Genomic DNA, 18,314 nt, shown 5'->3' with positions numbered 1-18,314 from the left:
GGTCAGAACCCGCGGACCGGCTCCACCTCGTTCGCGGGCGGCGCGAACGGCCCCCAGGCGAAGGCCGGCATCCAGGTCACCGACGGGTCCCCGGACCAGCGCAGGTCCTCGATCTGGTGCCGGGTGCGGCGGCCGGTCAGCGACCGGAACACGTCGAAGGCCTGGCCGTGGACCGTGGCGACGGGAGCCCCCTCGCCCACCACCCAGTCCCGCTCCGGGGTGTCGATCCGCAGCGCCGGCAGATTCCCTCCGTGCAACGCGAGGCCGAAGCCCATGGTGGCCAGGTCCAGCGCGCCGGGGAACGCCGGATGGCCGGACGGCGCGACCGTCTCGCCCAGACCGACGCGCAGGTCCATCTCGTGCGAGAACACATCGAGCAACATGATGCGCCGCCGCAGTTCGGGGGTGTGGTCCAGTGCCTCGCGCAACTCGCTGTCCAGGGCGTCCCACCGGTCCAGCAGACCGGGCAGGTCAACGCCCTCCGCCGGGCCCAGATCGATCTGGTTGTCCTCCAGGGCGACGAACGACTCGCATATGTGGACCAGGTGTCCGATCAGGTCGCGCACGGTCCAGTCGGGGCAGGCGGGCACGCCGGCGGCGGCCGTGTCCGGCGTCCGGGTGACCAGGCCGGTGATGTTTTCCCTGGTCCGCCGATAGGCGTGGTACTGCTCGGCCGGATCGTGTCCGGTCCCCGCCGCCGTCATGACCCGCTCCGCTCGCCCGCGGTACCGGCCTGGCGCCGCGTCAGCAGGCCGGCCCGGTGGAGCCAGCGAGCGGTGTCGGCCATCGTCGTCGCGACGGGCCGCGCCGTGGGGACGTCGGCCGTAGCGGCCCGGGCCACCGGCACCGCGTGCACGCAGGTGTAGGCGGCGCCGAACTCGGCGGGTATGTGCCACGGCCACCACCGCTGGACCTCATCGGCGACCCGGGCGGCGGGAAGCATGGCCCGCCCCGGCAGCCGTAGCGTCGTGAGCCTGCGGCCGGTCGCCGCGCGGAGCTCCGTCAGGTAGTCGGCCGTCGTCACGTACCGGTTGGGCCCGAAGACCCGTACCGGCTTGTCCGGCGGCGGGCCGAGGGCCAGTCCCCCGAGTACCGCGGCGGTGTCACGCACGTCGCCCAGCGGGAAGCCGCCGGTGGGCCACAGCGGCATCAGGCCGCGCAGCGCGTCGCGCAGCCGGCCGGTCTGGTCACCGAGCCTCGGGTCGTCCGGGCCCAGCAGGGCCGGGGGGTAGACGATGTGGATCGGTGCCCCGTCGTCCTGGTGCCGCCGGGCGACCGTCTCGCAGGCCGCCTTGCTCGCCAGGTAGGGCTCAACGGGGTCCCCCACCGGGCTTTCGGCGCGCAGCTCGGATTCGGTGGTGGGAATCAGCGCGCCAACGGTCGAGACGTACAGCACCGTACCGGTCCCGGCCCGGACCGCCGCCTTCAGGACCGCTTCGGTGCCCGCCACATTGGTGCGGGTGATGTCGTCACGGCGCCGGCGGTCGAAGGAGTAGACCGACCCCAGGTGGATCACGGCGTCGGCGCCGCGGACCGCGCGGGCCGCCGCCGCCTCGTCGGCGACGTCGCCGGTGACGGTCTCCACCGTGTCCGGGTCGATGCCGAGCGGGCCGAGCGCGGGCGCCAGCCGTAACGGGTCGCGCACCAGCAGCCGGATCCGTGCTCCGCCGGCCGCGAGGGCGGCGACCGTGTGCGAGCCGAGGAAGCCGGTGCCTCCTGTCACACAGACCAACATGTCGTTCCTCCTTTTCCGTCCCCTGCTCGACGTGCCGCTTCGCCCGCCGGCACGGCCGGTCCGCAGGCGTGCACAGCCGGTCCGGCAGGAGCTGTCGGGTGATGTCCGCCAAGCGGCGGTTCGTGCCGTCCGGCCCGGGCCACACGAAGGCGGGTACGGGCGTCCGCAGACGGTGCGGGGTTCGGCGGGGCCGGCACGGTTCTCAGGCGGCCCACCCGCTCTCACGGCGCTCGGCGTCCACTTGGACGTCCTTGGCGAAGGAGGCCATGAGCACGGGAACCGCCTCGGCCTGGAAGTCGACCTCGGAGTCGAACTCCTTGATCATTCCTTCCAGCACCAGCAGCGACAGTAGCGGAAAGGCGAACTCGGCCGCGGCGAAGACGCCGAAATCCTTCTGGAGCTTGAACAGCCGCGGCGCGAACGCCCCGAGGTCGAAGTCCTTCGACAGCGCCCCGGCCACCTCGTCCACCAGCTCCGTCACCGCGCTGCGGAAGCCCTCCCGGTCCATGTCAGCGGGGAGCCGCGCGGCGCTGTCGAGCACGATGTCCGCACACTTCGGGCCGTTGCCCTGGGCCATGTTGAGGAAGAAGCCGGCGAAGGAGCGCCGCACCGCGTCGGGCAGCTGCACCACGAAGCCGGCGTCCAGCACCACGACCCGTCCCTCACCGTCCAGGCAGAGGTTGCCCGGATGCAGGTCGCAGTGCACCACGCCGTCCACGAAGAGCATCCGGTAGACCGCCCGGAGGACGTCGCGGACCACCTCCTGGCGGCGGGCCATCGACATGCCGTGGGGCCGGAACCGGCCGATGTCCGGGACGAACTCCATGGTGAGCACCGTCGGTCCGCACAGTCCCTCGACGGGCGCGGGGATGCGCAGTTCGGTGTGTTCGCCGAGGTTGCCCCGCAGCGCGAGCAGGGAATCGTGTTCGGCGGTGAAGTCGAGCTGGCGCAGGACAGCGCCGCCGAGTTGTCCGATCATCTCCTCGGCGGGCAGGTCCCGCATGCTCGGCAGCAGCCGACCGGCCCGCGCGCCGAGCAGGGCCAGCCGCAGATCGGCCTCCAGCACCGGGCGGATGCCGTGCCGCTGCACCTTGACGGCGACCTCGGTGCCGTCGGCAAGCCGTGCGCGGTGCACACTGGCGATACTGCCGCAGGCCACCGGCTCCCAGTCGAACTCGGCGAAGGCATCCGAGAATCCGGCCTCGGCGAGGGTGCGTGCCACCGCCGCGCGTCTCGGCTGCCGCACCTCGTCGGCCAGTTCACCCAACGCGTCGCACCAGCGTTCGGGGACCAGGTCACGGCGCGTGCTGAGCAGTTGCCCCGCCTTGACGAAGAACGGCCCCAGCGCGGTCAGCAGCCGGGGAGCGCGGAGCGCCAGCCGGGTCCGACCGCCGCGGGTCATCGTGTGCGGCAGGGCGGCGATCAGATGTCCGGTGACGATCAGGGCGGTGGCACAGGCACGCTTCGGCAGCAGCCACCAGCTGGTCCCTTGTTCTCGCACGGCAACCCCAGATCCCTCGTGTCGGGCGGACCGAAGACGGCCCGCCTGCTAGGAAAGCAGCCACCGGGCCGGTGATCTATACGCCATATTGCTCACTGCGGTGCCCGGCCCGTGCCGGGCGGTCCGACGTAGGACTGTGCGATGTCCAGCCACTGGTCGGCCTCCGTCCCGACAGCGCTCAGCGCGAGGTCGTCGCGGTGTCTGCGCCGGGTGACGAGCAGACAGAAGTCCTGGGCCGGGCCGGCGATCCGCTGCCCGGCCTCCGGCGGGCCGAAGGCCCACAGCTCCCCGGACGGGGCCGTCAGCTCGAAACGGAACGGCTCGGCCGGAGGCCGCAGGCCGCGGGCACGGTAGGCCAGGTCCCGGGTGCGGGTCCCGAGGAAGACGATGTGGCCGATCCGGTCGGTGAGCACGCGCGGACGCCCGAGGCCGTCGCGGATGTCCTGGCCGTGCGCGAACAGCTCTGTCAACGCGACCGCGGCGAGCACGCTGCCCGGCAGCGGCCCGGCCGGCCACGGCACCAGGTCACGCCGCTCCAGTGCGGCCAGCCCCTTCTCGGCGGCGGCCCGTTCCTCGGCCCAGCGACGCAGCAGACCGGGAAGCGGCTCCGCGACGTACTCGGCGAGCCTGGCGTCCAGCCCGGACTGGAAGTCGTCCCGGACCGGCGCGGTCTCGGCCTCGAACGCCTCCGCGTCGCTCACCGCGAGCCGGACCATACGGGAGACGTACGCCAGGTGAGCCACCTGGTGACGGACCGTCCAGGAGGCGGCGGGGGTCTCCGCCGCCCATTCCTCGGGGCTCAGTCCTGACACGAGATCACCGAGTTCGGTGCCCTCCACCGCCAGATCGGCGTACACGTCCTGCATCGCGGTCACGTGGCCGTTCCTTTCGGGGCGCCGAAGAACACAGCGGGCGAACCGTGTCCATCTTCCGGAAGCGGGCGGACCGCCGCTTCTTCGCACGTGCTCTCCGCGCCGCCTTCGACGTCCTGGAAGTGACGGACTGATTTGTCCTCCACGGCGAGGCGCCGCAGCGCGAGCAGCGCCGGTTCCAGCAGGAGACTCACCAGCACGGCGCGTTCGGCGGCCTCCTCGGGCCCCCAGGCGCCTTTCAGCTGCTCGATGTCCAGCTCCGATGCGCGGTCCGCCAATCGCGCGTAGGGCAGCAGCGTCCGCCAGTCGATCCCCGTACTCAGCTCCGACAGGGCGTGCAGAATCTCGCCGAGACTCCGGGTGGCGGCGGTACCGGTGTCGACGTCCCAGCCCATCTCGGTGACCAGCCTCCGCGCGCCCGCGACGCCCGGAGCCTTCGCCCGTTCGCGGTCCCCGTCCGGCGACTCCGGCCCGCCGTCGATCGGCGTTCCGAGGATCCGGTGCGGATCCGGCTGCCGCGCCATGGTGCCGAGAACCCTTTTGGCCGCACCGACCGACAGCCGGCGCACACCGATCAGCGCCCGGATCAACCGCAGTCGGTGCAGGTGCGCCTCGCCGTACTCGGCACGGGTCGCGGTGACGCGCCGGCCCGGGGGCAGCAGCCCTTCCCGGAGGTAGTACTTGATCGTCGCGGCCGGCATCCCGCTGAGGCTGCTGAGTTCCGCCAACCTCATGGGGCCCCGCCGATCTGCCGCGATGTCGCCGGAGTGCCGGGTCCCGTCCTCACGTACGGACTCCCCCGACTGCCGCCGGGCTCCTCGGCGAGGTGCTGCGGGCGTGCCGGCGTGGGCGGCTGCCGCCGCTCGTCGTCCGGACCGGGCGGCGGGCCGGTTCCCTCACCCTCGGCCACCGGATCCGCGCATGCGTGAAGTGGTTTCGTCAAAGGGGTCCCTCCTCGGAAAACGCGCTCCTGACCAGGCCGGTCGACGCGGCGGAACGAGTCTGTCGCCGGACCCCGCGATCTGTCTTCTCGTCCGTTGCTCGGTGCGGACCATCTCCACGTCGGTGCGGGACCGACCGGCAGTCACGAAGGAGCGCGCTCTCCGGGGCACGGACGGCAACGCGCGTCGCCGTCAGGTGGCCGCAGGGGCCGTGGGGTCCTACACGCTCACAGCAGCCCGAGCGACCACAGAGCCCGGCGCTGAGCCGGGGAGGGGGACGTCTCAGCCGTTCGGCGGGAACAGCGTGTCCGGGAGGGGAAGAAGCCGCCCCGGTCGCGAGGCAGGGCAACCGCGGACAGGACGCGGCCGGGGCGAGGGGCCTCTTGTATGTGGCCGGTGCCGGACAGCGGGGTGTGCGCCCGCCCTGCACCGCGACACATCACCAGGCAACGGGTCAAGACCGCAACAGCCTGCCCTCATGGCGCCGCACCGCCGATCTTCAACAAACGCGCAGGTCAGCGCACACGCCCGCGAGGCTTCAAGGGCACGGGGGGCAACGCAGGAGCAGGGAGCCGCGCACCGTCGTAGCCGCGTACCGTGCCGAACCGATCGCCGTTCATCCACTCCTCCCGGGCCTGCGTGATCTCGTCCTGGGTCCTGCCCACGAAGTTCCACCACATGACGATCTCCTCCTCGAACGGCTCACCTCCGAGAAGCATCAGTGCCGCGTCGGAGTCGGCTCGCAGCGGGAGCTCCGTGCGGCCGCAGCCGAGGTAGAGCATCGAGCCCGGCAGCACCGGGACGCCGTCGACCTCGGCCTCACCGGACATCGACAGGACGGCGTACTCGAAGTCGGGGTCGAGTGGCAGTCTGGCCTCGGCGCCGCGGGTCAGGGCCAGGTCGGCTCCGACGATCGGGGTGTAGGCGGTGCCGGGCGACTCGGTGCCGTCGAGCGCGCCGAGGATCACCGTGGCCGTGAGGCCCGGCGCCGTGACGGTCGGCAGGTCGGTGTGGTGCTGGAAGTGGGCTTCGACGTTCCTGTGGGCGTCGGGCAGGGCCACCCAGAGCTGGGCGCCGTGCAGAAGCCTGGCGTGGGGCTTCGGACTCTCCTCGGAGTGGCTGATGGCCCGGCCCGATGTCATGAGGCCCAGTTCGCGGGGGCGGACGGTCTGGAGGCTGCCCAGGCTGTCCCGGTGCAGCACCTCGCCGTCGTGGAGCCAGCTGACCGTCTGCAGACCCATGTGCGGGTGCGGGGGCACCTGCATCCCGGGCTCCTCGGCGATGTCGTCGGGGCCGTAGTGATCCACGAAGGCCCAGGCTCCGACCATGCGGCGTCCGAGGTTGGGCAGCAGGCGGCGGACCTCCGTGGACTCACCGAGCTGCACACGTCGCGGAGTGAGGAGTTCACGTACGGGTTCGGCGACGACGAAGCCGCGGCCTCCGCAGACGGAGAGTGCGGCCTGGCGATCGAGATTACTCATGGCGCTCAACCTATTCCCGTGCGGACCCGGAGCACCGGTCCCCACGCCGAAATTTTAGTGGAATGTTGAACTACCCTACGGTGTTGACGCATCTGCAAGCGCTCGACCGAGGAGGACAAGTGAACGACACGTACTACGAATTCGGCACCCCTGCCGACCGCTGGGACCGGGCGCAGCTGTTCTTCGAGGCCAAGGAGTACATGACCGCGGCCCGGATCCTCGGCGGGCTGGTGGAGGAGGTGCCGGAGCAGGTCGCCCCGCGACTGCTGCTGGCGCGCGCCTACTACCACTCGGCGCGGCTCACGAAGGCCGAGGCCGAACTGCGTGAGGTGCTGGAGCGCAACCCCGTCGAGGACTACGCGCGGCTGATGCTCGGACGCACCCTCGAGCGCCAGGGCAGGTCCGCGGAAGCGGCACCGCATCTGCGGATGGCCGCCGCCCTGACCGGTGACTCCGGCCTGGAACCGGGGCAGTAGCGGAGCGAAGCTCCGGGGGTGGAGGGCATGTCCCTTCACCCCCGGGCACCGCGCTCTCATCCGTGCTCGTGTGCCGAATTCGACACGCGGTCCAGCCATTCGGTCATCAGCGCCGACTCCGCCGTACTGAGCCCGGAACCCTGCGACCTGCGCAGCAGGGCACTCAACCGGGCGGCGGTGGAGGGAACATCCGTGTCCGCCGGTGTGGCCACCCGTACATCCGGGGTGAACACCGCGGCGTGCACGGCGTCGCGCACACGCGTCGAGGTGCCGGCGTCCGAAAACGTCCCGGGGCGGGATACGAGCATGAGCGCCACGCCCGTCGTGGCCGACATGATCATCTGGGCTGCGAGTCCGGGGGCGATGCGCAGCCTGCCCTGCTCCGCGGCCCGTTCCAGGTCCCGGGTGAGGATGCGGTGGGACTCGGCCGCGGAGGCCGGTGGGGTCCGCATCGCGGGGGAATTCATCAGCCGATACAGATTCGGGTTCCGCAGGGCGAACTCCACGTGGCTGTCCCAGCCGTTACGAAGGTCCTCGACGGGATCCGTGGTGTCGCCGCGGTCCCGTTTCGTCGCCAGGTAGGCGTCGAAACCGTGGTCGACCACGGCTGACAACAGCCCCTCCTTGTCACCGAAGTGCCGGTAGAGGGCCGGTGCTCCGACCTGGGCGGCCTCGCACACGGCTCGCGTGGAGATGTCCCCGTCGGGAGACTCGGCGACCAGCCTGGCCGCCACTTCGAGGATGCGTGCTCGTGTGCTCATCGCATGGACGCTATCAAGCGGCGCCCGGCCCGGGTCAGGCTGCGGCACGGGAAGCCGGCAGGTCGTCGAGCCGCGTCCAGGACGGGAATGGCGCCACGGATCCGATCGGCGGGAACAGGGGCGGCTTCACCATCGTCGTGCGCCGGGCCCAGGTGTCCACGGAAGGGGCGCTTCTCCCTGCCCGGTGTCCACCACCTCGGCAAGGTCCTGGCAAGGATGCCGGCACCCATGGGACACCGGTCACCGGCGGGTGCCCGACCCCTGTCCCAGGCCCGCCACCCCGTCCGCGGCCAGCCCTCCGCCCGCGGCCTGCCCTCTGCCCGCGTGCGCTCCGAAACCGCTCCGCGCACCGGTGCTCACGCTCGGCCTCCGGGCCGCCGCTCAGACGATGCCGCCGTTGGCGCGCAAAACCTGACCGTTCACCCAACGGGCGGGGCCGGCGAGGAAGGACACCACTTCCGCTATGTCCTGAGGCGTTCCGAGCCGCTCCAGGGGCGGCTGGGCCGCCATCCGCGCGATGGTCTCCTCATCCTTGCCGTCCAGGAACAGCGCGGTCGCGGTCGGCCCCGGGGCGACGGCGTTGACCGTGATGTCCCGGCCGCGCAGCTCACGCGCCAGGATGAGCGTCATGGCCTCGACAGCACCCTTGGTGGCCGCGTAGGCGCTGTATCCGGGGAGGGCCAGCGACAGCACCGAACTCGAGAAGTTGATGATCGCCCCGCCGGCCCTCAGGCGGCGCGCCGCCTGCTGGTCGACGACGAAAGTGCCGCGGATGTTGGTGCGGTGCATCCGGTCCAGCGCGTCCAGATCGGTGTCGACCAGCGGGGCGAGCGTCATGACGCCCGCGGCGTGGACGACCACGTCGATACCCCCGAACGCTTCCTCGGCCGCGTCGAACAGAGCAGCCACGGCCGCCTCGTCGGCAACGTCCGCCCGGTGCGCGATGGCGTCGCCGCCCGCGGCGACGACGGCGGCCACGGCGGCCTCGGCCTCGGTGTGGTTGCCCGCGTAGTTGATGACGACGGCGAATCCGTCCGCCGCCAGCCTCTCGGCACTCTCCCGGCCGATGCCTCGTGATCCCCCGGTGACGAGAGCGACCCGGCGCACAGGGCTGGTGGTGTGCTGTTCAGTCATGGCGTTGCTCCTGGCAGAAGGGGGCTGCGGCCGGCTCCGCGAGCCTCGACCTAATCAACGCTAACACTCTCGCGTTATCAACGCTACCCCTCAGGACGGCGCCGCTTTCTTCCATGGATAGCATCGCTACCCCCGACGCACTTCGCGCGTCGGACATGCCCCACCCGGGCCGGCCGGGACGCCCGGGAACGCGACAGGACGGAACCCGCCGGTCCTTCTCCGGCGGGTTCCGTCCTGTCGGCAGCAGGCGTGAGGGTCAGCTCACGGCACCCGCCGAGCGGGCCGTGGAGTGGTCGGACACCCCGGCACTCCCGGTGCTCGCCTCCGGCACCAGCAGCCGTTCGGTGAGGTGGCCGAACACGAGGCCGAAGCTGACCCACAGCGTCGTCTGGACGGCGAGCGTAGCCAGCCGGAACTCCCACAGCAGGCCGGCGGGGAAGTCCGTCCCGACCTCGTTGAACGAGGGCAGGAAGGCGTACGCGAGCCCGATCAGCAGCACGTAGGCCCCGGCTGCGGTGATCGTCGCGTTCCAGTTGCCCAGGCGGGGTGCGAGCCGCTTGCCGACGATGACTGCGGCCACCGCAAGCAGCACGCTGAGCGCGACCATCAGGAAGAACAGCCCTGTGCGCTGCCCGATGGTGTCGGGGTTCCCGACCGCCGGCGGGTTGGCCGGGTACTTCAGGAACGGCACGACGTACACCGTCAGCAGGGCGGCGCCCGCGACGAGCGCTGCTGTGGCCCGCGGCCCGAAGGAGCCGATCCTGCCGAGGGCGTAGCAGAAGACGAGTGCGGCGATGCCACCGACCGCCACACCGAAGACCAGGACGCCGGTGGCGAGACCGCCGGTGGCCTGCATCGTGCGGCTGACGAGTTCCTCGCCGTGCTCGTGCGTGTGCGTGTGTGCGTGGGCCTCTTCCAGCGCGATGGCGGCGTCCACGCGGGACTCACCCAGGAAGTAGGCCACGGCAAGGGCGAGCGCACCGGCCAGGAGGCCGGCCAGCATGCCGCGGATGAGCAGGGCTCTGACCGATATGGAGTTCATGAGACGTTCCTCTGGTTCCCGGAGTCTCAGTGGCAGGGGAAGCCGAGGAGGTGACGGCCGTCATGGACCCACTCGTGCACGGCCTCGCCGGAGATGACCGCCGTGGCTCCCTGCTCGGCTCCGACGAAGTAGAGCAGGACGAGCATGAGGATGCCGAAGAAGGCGGCCCAGGGCGCGATGGCCTTCGGCGAGATGGGGGTGATGACCGGTGCGACGGTGGTGGGGGCGGCAGAATGTGCCATGGCAGAACCTCCTGTGGGAACACGCGTCCCTGTCGTGGTGCCTGAGACGAAGGTGGCGGGTCTGACTCCCCGCGGAGATGCGGGTTCACAGTGGCGCGACCGTGCCGGATTCTCACCGGACTTCCGTCACACCCTCGTCATGGTGCGGCGACCATACCGCCTGCGGTTCGGCCACCGCCATGGTGCGGCGGGCCGGACAACCGGCCGTGGGACGGGCCGTGTTCCCATGGGGCGTCTACGCAGGAGACTCCGGTTCGGCGAGTGGGGGCAGATGATGACGGTGCGGGTGATGTTGATCTCACCGGCCATGAACCCCGCGCTGCGGGAGGCCCGCTTCGAGGCGGACGACGCTCTGGACGATGCCGGTGCCCGCAGAGCCGTGGCCGCCGCTGCCGCCGGTGAGGTGCCTGTCGCCGACCACCGCGCGCACGGCCCCTCGGTCCGCTGCCGGCAGACCGCCGAGGCGCTCGGGCTCACGACCACGACCGGTCCCGCCCGCCCCGAAGCCGCCCTCCGTGACTGGGACATGGGGCGCTGGCGCGGCCGGCGTCTCTCCGAGGTGAGCGCCTCCGAGCCGGCTGCGGTGTCGGCCTGGCTGACCGATCCCGCTGCCGCTCCGCACGGTGGCGAGTCGCTGCTGGACCTGACCGCCCGGGTGGGCGCGCTCCTGGAGTCCCCGGCCTGGACCGGCGGGCGGCTGCTGGCCGTCGTCGAACCGGCGGTCGTACGCGCCGCGTTGCTCCACGCCCTGGGTCTGCCGATGGAGACCTTCTGGCGGCTGGACGTCGCCCCGCTGACCCTGACCGAGCTCAGTGGCCGTTCCGGTCGCTGGAATCTCCTGTGCGGCCGACCGCTGGGCTGAGAATCGGGCCGCGCGACGCCCGGAGGGCGTGGCGCGGCCCGCACGGTACCGGTGCCCTCACCCGTGGGGAAGCGCGATCGCGGTGACCGCGAAGCCGCTGTCGACCAGCCACTTCCCCACGTACGACCTCGGCATCCCCGGCGCCGTGCGCAGCAGCTCGGCGGTGAACGTGCCGTGGGTGGCGGCCTCGGAGCTCCGGTGGAAGGAGATGTCGGCCTCGTCGAAGTCGAGTTCCGTCCGGGTGAGCGGGAACCACGTCTTGAACACGCTCTCCTTGGCACTGAACAGCAGGCGGTCCCAGTGCGGCAGCGCTCCGCCCGCCCCGTGCGGAGTCCCCGGAGGGACTCCCTCCGCGCTCCCCCGGGAGTCCTCCGAAACGCCCCACGAGGAGAGCCGCCGCCGCTCCGAGGGCAGCGACACCGCCTCCCACACATCAGGCGGCAGCGGCTCGTTCGGCTCGGCGTCTATGCCCAGCGCGCGGACATCGGACGCCCGTGCCAGCACCGCCGCCCGGTAGCCGTCGCAGTGCGTCATGCTGCCGACGGTCCCGGCCGGCCACAGCGGCACGCCCCGGTGACCGCGCAGCACCGGGTGCGGCGGCAGCCCGAGGGTGGCCATGGCCCGTCTCGCACAGGCACGCACAGCCGCGAACTCGTGCTTGCGCCGGTCCACGCTCGTGGCGACCAGCCGGGCCTCCTCCGGGTAGAGGGTTCCGGCCGGAGCCTCCGTCTCGTGCGTGTCCGCACACGCCACGTACGCGGGGAGCAGTCGCTCGATCACGACGCGACACCCGCATCACCGGCAGGGCCCGAAGGGCCGGGCGAGTCGGCATCACCGGAGCCCGGGGCTGCCGGAGCCTGTTCCCCCTCGTACGGAAGGATCTGACGCAGCAGCCCGCGCGGGTGCCCGCGCTTGCGCCACTCCCTCGGGTAGCCGATCGAGACCTCCTCGAACCGCACTCCGTCGTACCAGGTCGTCCGGGGGATGTGGAGGTGGCCGTAGACGACGGCCGCGACGTTGAAGCGGCGGTGCCAGTCGGCGGTGAGTTCCGTGCCGCACCACTGGGCGAACTCCGGGTACCACATGACCGACGTGGGTTCGCGCACCAGTGGCCAGTGGCCGGCGATCACGAGCGGGATCTCCGGATCGTGCGCGGCCAGCCGCTCCTCGGTCAGCGCCACCCGCGCCCTGCACCAGTCGTCCCGGGTCGGATACGGATCCGGGTGCAGCAGGTATTCGTCGGTGCACACGACGCCCGCCTCGTGCGCCCGCGCCAGGGAGTCCTCCTTGGTGGCCGCTCCAGGTGCCCTGAACGTGTAGTCGTACAGGAGGAACACCGGGGCGACGGCCACGGGGCCGTCCGCTCCACGCCAGTGCGGGTACGGGTCCTCGGGGCTCGTCACGCCGAGCTCGGCGCACACCCGGACGAGGTGCTCGTACCGCGCCCGACCGCGCAGGGGCAGGGGATCGCGGTCCACGGTCCACAGTTCGTGGTTGCCAGGGGTCCAGATCACCTGGGCGAAGCGCCCGGCCAGCATGGCCAGGGCGCGCTCGACCTCTTCGGCCTGTTCCGCCACATCGCCCGCGACGATGAGCCAGTCCTCGTCGGACGTCGGGCGCAACTGGTCGGCGATCGGGCGGTTGTCGGCGATCCCGAGGTGAAGATCGCTCACTGCGAGAAGCCTTCCCTGACCCTTCGGCGGGTGCGGGGCGGGACCGCTGGGTGAACTCATTGTTCGAATTTACCCTCTCGCCGGTCCTGTTGGGGGTGAGCGCGAGCCGTGGCTCACCCGACCGCTCGGGTACGGGGCTCGTCCTCGCCCGGCCCGCCGGGCGCGGTGAACGCTCGGCGGACGCCGGGCAGGGCGGGGCCGCCCGAGCACCCCTGCAGGAGTACGCGCAGGAGGACGCGCCCCGGGCGCGTGGGCCCGCCGTCCGGCCCTGCCGGACGCCCGGGGTATCTCCACCGTTGCGGTGTCACTGCCAGACGCGGATCCAGTCCACGTACATCGTCGACCGGTGGTCCAGCGGCGCCGTCGTCACGTCCCCCTCGGCCCAGTCCAGTACCTCGTGGGAGAGGATCGGATACTCCTTCACCCGGCTGATCAGGTGGGGGTCGGTAACAGTGCGTGCGACCGTGCCGTCGTAGGTGAACTCCATGCGTGCGGCTGTCCAGTTCAGGCCGATGGTGTGGTAGTGCGTGGCGTGCAGGCCGGGTGCCGCGACGACCTCGGCGGATTGCCGGTGGTCGGCGCCGTAGCCGTCGTAGTGGATGGTCGCGGCGTACCGGTCGGCCTTGTAGGCACTCTCGATGAGGTCGATCTCCGCACCGTCCTCGGCGCTCCCGGCGATGCCGCCCCAGCTGTGGGTCTGGAGCCAGACGGCACCCAGGTGCCCTTCCGTGGGCGGTACGTGGACGCGGACCTCGAGCGTGCCGTGGGTGTAGTCGAAGATGCCGTCGGTGTCGACACGGCCCCCCGCGTACTGGTTCGCTGCCGGGTTGCGCAGGTCGATGGCCAGGTTGCCGCCGTTGTCGGGGATCACCCGGACGTTCGCGGGCCTGTACCACCAGCGCAGGCCGTCGGTGCGGTCGGTCTCGGTGCGCTCCTGGTCGCGTACGTTCCACTTCGCGGTGTCCAGCGCCGAGCCCGTGAACTCGTCGCTGAACACCAGCGTTCCCCGGGGGCCGGCCTCCGGCTGGGCCGAGGCCGGAGTGGCGGCGTCCACCGGTGCGGTCGCGGCGGACTCCGTCGCGTACGCGCCGGAGTCGAGCAGGGCGGCGAGCAGCGCGGCCGCTGCCAGGGGCCGGAGTACGCGGGTCATCGTGTCTCCCTCGTCAGACGGCATTCGACGGGGCGGCCGTCGACCGTGCGGAAGGCCACTACCGTGCGGCCGCCCCGGATGCGCGTGGTGCAGGGCTGGTCCGACGCCGCGGGGTGCCAGCGGCCGTCGAGCGTGACGTGCAGGGTGTGCGGGCTGCTCGGATCGGCCAGCCACGGTCGGGAGAACGGGCTGTAGTGCCCGGTGTACTCGTGCCCGTCGTACTGGGCGTGGTCACGGCCCTCGTAGAGGCGGAGGTCCGGGTCGCACACGGACAGGACCAGGGACTGTTCGCCGGCCGGCCCGGACGGGGTTCGCAGGAGCAGCATGCAGGGGGTGTCGACGGCGCGGACCGGTCCGCTACCGGCGAGTGCGGCGGTCGGGTCGAAGACGGCGTACCCGGTGATGCCGGTGGCCCGGTCGGTCACGATGTGCGCCAGGGTGTCCGCCCGTTCGACCGTGTACGGCGCCCGCGCCCCGTCGGACATCGCCTCGGTGAAGTCCTCCATCGCCTCGGCGGTCGCACCGACGAGCATGGCGTACGTGTACGAGGCGTCGCGCGGCGCGGTCCCGTGGCGCAGCCACGCCGTGGCGAAGTCGCCGCGTGTCTCGGCGTCCGTGCCGTGGTGGCGCGAGAGCTGGGTGGAGCGGGTCAGCGCGAGACGCTGACCGGGCGGGAGGTAGTAGCCGAGCCCCTTGTCGTCGAGCAGCCACCGGGCGGAGGTGAGCTCCTGGTCGGTGAGCGCGTAGGGGAAGGACGTGACCGGCTCCCCGTCGACGAGGGTCGGCGCGGAGGTGGCGGCAAGCCGGGTCTGGAAGAGCGTGGTCTCCGTCTCGTGCTGCCGGTCGCTGTTCTCGATGCCGGTCCCGAGGGCGACGACGAGGTTGTCGAAGAGGAAGACGGATGTGCGGGCACGGTGGCTGCCCTCGTACTTGGGGTGCTCGCGCAGCCGCATCGCGAACATGCCGTTGCGCCCCTCGATGGTGTGCGCGCCGGCGAACCTCTCGTCGGTGAGCAGGACCTCCTCGATGGTGCCGGTGAGATCGCCCTTCAGTCGCGCCCATGGCTTGTGCAGGGTGGTGGTGCCGGGGCGGCGGTTCCAGTCGTATCCGTCGTGGCTGTAGCCGCTGTCGAGGTTGGTGACGGGGGTGCCGCGGTGCAGGACCTGGATCTGGCCGTACGTGTTGTAGCGGCCGTACCAGTTGGAACCGTCGTAGATCTCGGTGGACCACAGGTACCGGTTGTGGCCGCGTACGGTGACCTGCCAGGCGTCGCGGCGCTGCACGGCGAGCGCGGCGTAGTTGTAGGCCCAGGCACCGGAAGGCGCGCTCTCGGCGGAGACTCCCTCGGCGGCGAGCCTGGCCGCGATCTTCTTCTGAGCGGTGGTGGGGGCGGCGGGCAGCAGGCGGAGGAAGGCGGCGCCCAGCTCCGGGTCCAGGTCCCTGGAAGCGTCGGGGGTGCCCGCGACGGTGAGCCACTGGAAGGGCGAGATGACCAGACCGGTGGTGCCTCCGGGGTTGCGGCCGCTGAGCGAGACCGGCCAGTGGTGGGTGTTGGCGACGACGCGCAGGGTCAGGACGGCCTGCTTGAGGGACTCGTGGGCCTCGGTCGAGATCCGGAAGGGGCCGCCGCTCAACACGTACACGAGCGGGGCGAGCCCCACGAATCCGTCGCGGGCGTAGTCGGGGAAGAACCCGACGTGGTGGAAGGTGGTGCCGTCCGTCTTGACGCCGTCCTGGATGCCGGTGGTGGGCAGCAGATACGTACTCAGCCAGTCGCGCAGCGCCTTCAGGTACGCGATCTGACGGGCCTCGCCGTCCTGGAGGAGCGCGACGGCGAGCTTGCCCCGCACGGTGGTGTTGATGATGTCCGACGTGGAGCCGTGGGCGTTGCGGTGGTCGAAGCCCCGGAAGATCCGGCCGAAGCCGGTGAGCCAGGTCAGGTCGGTGCGTACGGCTTCGAAAAGGCCCGCCGCCGCCAGCACTTGGCGCATGAGGTACACGGAGTCGTAGTAGCCGCGGATGTCGTAGCCGACGTGATGGATCGTGCCGAGGCAGCTTCCGTACGTCCAGCCCTGCTCACGCAGCCGTTCCACGAGCCGCACGTAGAGGCTGCCGAGAGCCGGCCTGTAGGCGGTGCCCCCGGCGTCGTGGGCCTGGGCGATCTTCTGCATGAGGTCGGTGACGGTTCTCAGGGTGACGGCGCCGACGAAGGACTTGAGGTCGGCACTGATCTCGGGCGGGTAGATCTGGGACTGGTACGAGAACACGGGGCGGCCGGTGAGGACGGCGTCCGCCTGCCCGGTGAGGGTGGCGACGTACGCGTCGTCGACCTTGGGCGCGGCGGCGAGGTAGTCGGTGTGATAGCGGGTCTTCAGGACACCCAGCGCGTCGGCTTCGGCAGTCGACGGGGCGGGGGTGGGGATCGTGGTGCGGGTGAGGATGCGGTCGAAGAGGTACAGCGCCTGCCAGTGCTGCTGGTCCCAGTCGTCGCCCTCGACACAGATCTCGGGGACCTGGGCGTCGCGGGTCGGGGCGTCGGGGCGCAGCGCGACGTTGAGCAGCAGCTGGTCGATCCAGAGCGTCCCCGGCCTGCGGGGCGCGATGATGCGGACGGTGTCCATGGCGGGGTGCGGACGGCCGTGCATGTCGTAGGCATAGCGCACCCACGCGGTGCGCCAGCCGGTGAAGTCGAGGCGGAATTCGAACCAGCAGTCGGTGCGGCTCCCCCGCCCGAACTCGAAGCGCACGACGTCGTCGGGGTCGGCGGGTGCCTCGTTGTAGATCCACACCGAGAAGGTGTCGACGGTGCCCTGCCACGCCTGGTCGGCGAGCGGCCTCGGCTCGTACGGGTCGGCGGCCCAGGCGGGCTCGGCGTCGACGGTGATCACGGAGCGCGGGCCGTGGTCCCACCGCAGCGCGTGCGTGCCGCACACGGACCGCACGCCACTGATGCCGAGCCGGGTGCCGGGACTCGCGGTGATCTGGCGCGGTACGGCGGACTCGAGGAGGAAGGCGGGCGGGCGCAGCGCCAGGGCGCGCTCCTCCAGCTCCGTGAACGGCGGCGCCGTGGTGGCCCCGGCGGCCGGGACCGCGACGAAGGGCAGGGCGACGGCGCCGGTGGCTGCCACGCCGTACGCCAGGAGTCTGCGGCGGGAAACGGGCAGGGCGGGTAGCGCGTCCATGGGCGTCCTCCACTGAGCTGAACCAGGGCTCCGAACCGGGATGTGAACCGGTGCTCGTCCTGATGCCGAATTGCCTGCGGACGTTAGGGAGGCCCGAGGATAGGATTCAAGGAGCATTCCGTCGCTGTTCGGGAATTGCTTCTTCATCGGATGTCCCAGGGGGGACCGTGTCGGCCCGAGAACTGAAGTTCCGCAAGCTCACCGCCGATCTGCGGCGCGGCATCCATGACGGCACCTGGCCGCCGGGCAGCAAGCTGCCCACCGAGCGGGCCCTCGCGGTCGAGACCGGTCTGTCCGTCACCACGGTCCGCAGGGCGTACGAGGACCTGGTCGCGCAGGGGTTGGTGGAGCGACGGCAGGGCGCCGGTACGTTCGCGCTGGGAGGTCCTCCGCGCGTGCCCGACAGGCGCAGGATCATCGGCGTGCTCGTGCCCGACACGGCGCTGTACTACCCGCGCGTCCTCCAGGGCATACAGGAGGTGCTGGCGGACGCGGGTGCCCAGTTCGTGCTGGCCTGTTCGCACTACGACCCGGCGGCGGAGGACGCGGCGATCGCCGAGCTGCTGGCGGCGGGTGTGCACGGCCTGCTGCTCGTGCCGGGCCTGCACGCCTCCGGGGATCCGGCAGGGCGCGCGGACGAGCTGCTCCGCCTTTCCGTGCCCGCCGTGCTGGTGGAGCGGCGGCTGGCGACGGCCGGCCCGGGCGACTCCACGGAGCACGTCTGCACGGACCACGAGGGTGGCGCCTACGACGCCGTGCGCCACCTCCGCGACCTCGGTCACAGCCGTCTCGCGCTGGTCGTCCGTGTCGACGCCCCGACCGCCGCGCCCATCCGGGCCGGATTCGCCCGTGCCGTCGCGGACTTCGCGCTGCCCGCACCGGTGTACGACAGCGCGGCCATGGACGACTGGGACCCCGGCCGTGCGGACGCCACCGTGTCGGAGCTCGTCGCCGCGGGGGTCACCGGAGCCCTGTGCTTCGGTGACCGCGAGGCGGCGCTGGTGCAGTCGGCGGCCAGGCGGGCGGGGCTGCGCGTCCCTCAGGACCTCGCCATGGTCAGCTACGACAACGAGTTCGCGGACGTGGCCGAGATTCCGCTGACCGCGGTCTCGCCGCCCAAGTTCCAGGTGGGCCGGCTGGCAGCGCAGATCCTGCTGCGCCGCCTGGCCGACGGTGACGCGTCCCCGCTGCACCAGGTGCAGTTGCGGCCCCGTCTGGTGATCCGTGCCTCCTGCGGAGGTCGCACGAGCTGACCCCCGCCC

General features: G+C 71.7%; 17 protein-coding genes. 3 read left to right on the top strand and 14 right to left on the bottom strand.

Features of this window, described 5'->3' with window-relative positions:
- Positions 1-2: 2 nt before the first annotated feature.
- The 6 genes from OG927_RS30960 to OG927_RS30935 all read right to left on the bottom strand — a co-directional run bounded on the left by OG927_RS30960 (position 3) and on the right by OG927_RS30935 (position 6,530).
- On the bottom strand, positions 3-704 hold the full coding sequence (locus OG927_RS30960; protein WP_056799891.1) for a maleylpyruvate isomerase family mycothiol-dependent enzyme: 702 nt from the start codon (positions 702-704) through the stop codon (positions 3-5).
- On the bottom strand, positions 701-1,735 hold the full coding sequence (locus tag OG927_RS30955) for an NAD-dependent epimerase/dehydratase family protein (protein WP_056799894.1): 1,035 nt from the start codon (positions 1,733-1,735) through the stop codon (positions 701-703). Before OG927_RS30955 ends, OG927_RS30960 begins: the two co-directional genes overlap by 4 nt.
- A gap of 202 nt (positions 1,736-1,937) precedes the next feature.
- A complete protein-coding gene (locus OG927_RS30950; protein WP_319103451.1) occupies positions 1,938-3,236 on the bottom strand; it encodes an ABC1 kinase family protein in 1,299 nt (432 codons plus the stop codon).
- A 92-nt stretch (positions 3,237-3,328) separates the two neighbouring features.
- Positions 3,329-4,102, bottom strand: coding sequence for a TIGR03084 family metal-binding protein (locus OG927_RS30945; RefSeq protein ID WP_056800525.1), 774 nt, complete (start codon positions 4,100-4,102; stop codon positions 3,329-3,331).
- 5 nt (positions 4,103-4,107) lie between these two features.
- Positions 4,108-4,842 (bottom strand): MerR family transcriptional regulator, encoded by a 735-nt coding sequence (locus tag OG927_RS30940; RefSeq protein WP_124280309.1) that lies wholly within the window; start codon positions 4,840-4,842, stop codon positions 4,108-4,110.
- Positions 4,843-5,564: 722 nt separating this feature from the next.
- On the bottom strand, positions 5,565-6,530 hold the full coding sequence (locus OG927_RS30935) for a pirin family protein (protein WP_056799901.1): 966 nt from the start codon (positions 6,528-6,530) through the stop codon (positions 5,565-5,567).
- Between the two features lie 119 nt (positions 6,531-6,649).
- On the opposite strand from OG927_RS30935, the gene OG927_RS30930 reads away from it, so the two are divergent.
- Positions 6,650-7,006 (top strand): tetratricopeptide repeat protein, encoded by a 357-nt coding sequence (locus OG927_RS30930; protein ID WP_056799906.1) that lies wholly within the window; start codon positions 6,650-6,652, stop codon positions 7,004-7,006.
- A gap of 56 nt (positions 7,007-7,062) precedes the next feature.
- Here OG927_RS30930 and OG927_RS30925 read toward each other — a convergent pair whose 3' ends face one another.
- From OG927_RS30925 to OG927_RS30910, 4 genes are all read right to left on the bottom strand, one after another.
- Positions 7,063-7,767, bottom strand: a complete 705-nt coding sequence (locus tag OG927_RS30925; RefSeq protein WP_124280311.1) for a TetR/AcrR family transcriptional regulator — start codon at positions 7,765-7,767, stop codon at positions 7,063-7,065.
- A gap of 381 nt (positions 7,768-8,148) precedes the next feature.
- Positions 8,149-8,901, bottom strand: a complete 753-nt coding sequence (locus tag OG927_RS30920) for an SDR family oxidoreductase (RefSeq protein WP_056799912.1) — start codon at positions 8,899-8,901, stop codon at positions 8,149-8,151.
- A 256-nt stretch (positions 8,902-9,157) separates the two neighbouring features.
- Entirely contained in the window at positions 9,158-9,943 is a 786-nt protein-coding gene (locus OG927_RS30915) for a CbtA family protein (protein WP_056799915.1), read from the bottom strand.
- 26 nt (positions 9,944-9,969) lie between these two features.
- A complete protein-coding gene (locus tag OG927_RS30910) occupies positions 9,970-10,185 on the bottom strand; it encodes a CbtB domain-containing protein (RefSeq protein WP_056799918.1) in 216 nt (71 codons plus the stop codon).
- Positions 10,186-10,459: 274 nt separating this feature from the next.
- Between OG927_RS30910 and OG927_RS30905 the strand changes: the two genes are divergently transcribed.
- Entirely contained in the window at positions 10,460-11,047 is a 588-nt protein-coding gene (locus tag OG927_RS30905) for a histidine phosphatase family protein (RefSeq protein ID WP_209471843.1), read from the top strand.
- Between the two features lie 57 nt (positions 11,048-11,104).
- Here OG927_RS30905 and OG927_RS30900 read toward each other — a convergent pair whose 3' ends face one another.
- From OG927_RS30900 to OG927_RS30885, 4 genes are all read right to left on the bottom strand, one after another.
- Positions 11,105-11,827, bottom strand: coding sequence for a 4'-phosphopantetheinyl transferase family protein (locus tag OG927_RS30900; RefSeq protein WP_056799919.1), 723 nt, complete (start codon positions 11,825-11,827; stop codon positions 11,105-11,107).
- The gene (locus tag OG927_RS30895) at positions 11,824-12,780 is read right to left on the bottom strand and encodes a metallophosphoesterase family protein (protein ID WP_330321156.1); all 957 of its coding nucleotides are present in this window, start codon (positions 12,778-12,780) and stop codon (positions 11,824-11,826) included. Before OG927_RS30895 ends, OG927_RS30900 begins: the two co-directional genes overlap by 4 nt.
- A gap of 244 nt (positions 12,781-13,024) precedes the next feature.
- Positions 13,025-13,870 carry a glycoside hydrolase family 16 protein gene (locus OG927_RS30890; RefSeq protein WP_330321155.1) on the bottom strand — a complete coding sequence of 282 codons (846 nt, stop codon included), beginning with the start codon at positions 13,868-13,870 and terminating at the stop codon, positions 13,025-13,027.
- On the bottom strand, positions 13,867-17,052 hold the full coding sequence (locus OG927_RS30885) for a chondroitinase family polysaccharide lyase (protein ID WP_209471714.1): 3,186 nt from the start codon (positions 17,050-17,052) through the stop codon (positions 13,867-13,869). Before OG927_RS30885 ends, OG927_RS30890 begins: the two co-directional genes overlap by 4 nt.
- Before the next feature lie 167 nt (positions 17,053-17,219).
- Here OG927_RS30885 and OG927_RS30880 point away from each other — a divergent pair, with 167 nt between their 5' ends.
- A complete protein-coding gene (locus OG927_RS30880) occupies positions 17,220-18,305 on the top strand; it encodes a GntR family transcriptional regulator (protein WP_274922930.1) in 1,086 nt (361 codons plus the stop codon).
- Positions 18,306-18,314 lie beyond the last annotated feature (9 nt).

This window comes from Streptomyces clavifer (assembly GCF_036345975.1).
In the GTDB taxonomy this organism is placed as follows: domain Bacteria; phylum Actinomycetota; class Actinomycetes; order Streptomycetales; family Streptomycetaceae; genus Streptomyces; species Streptomyces clavifer.
This window is presented reverse-complemented; position numbering and strand designations above follow the sequence as displayed.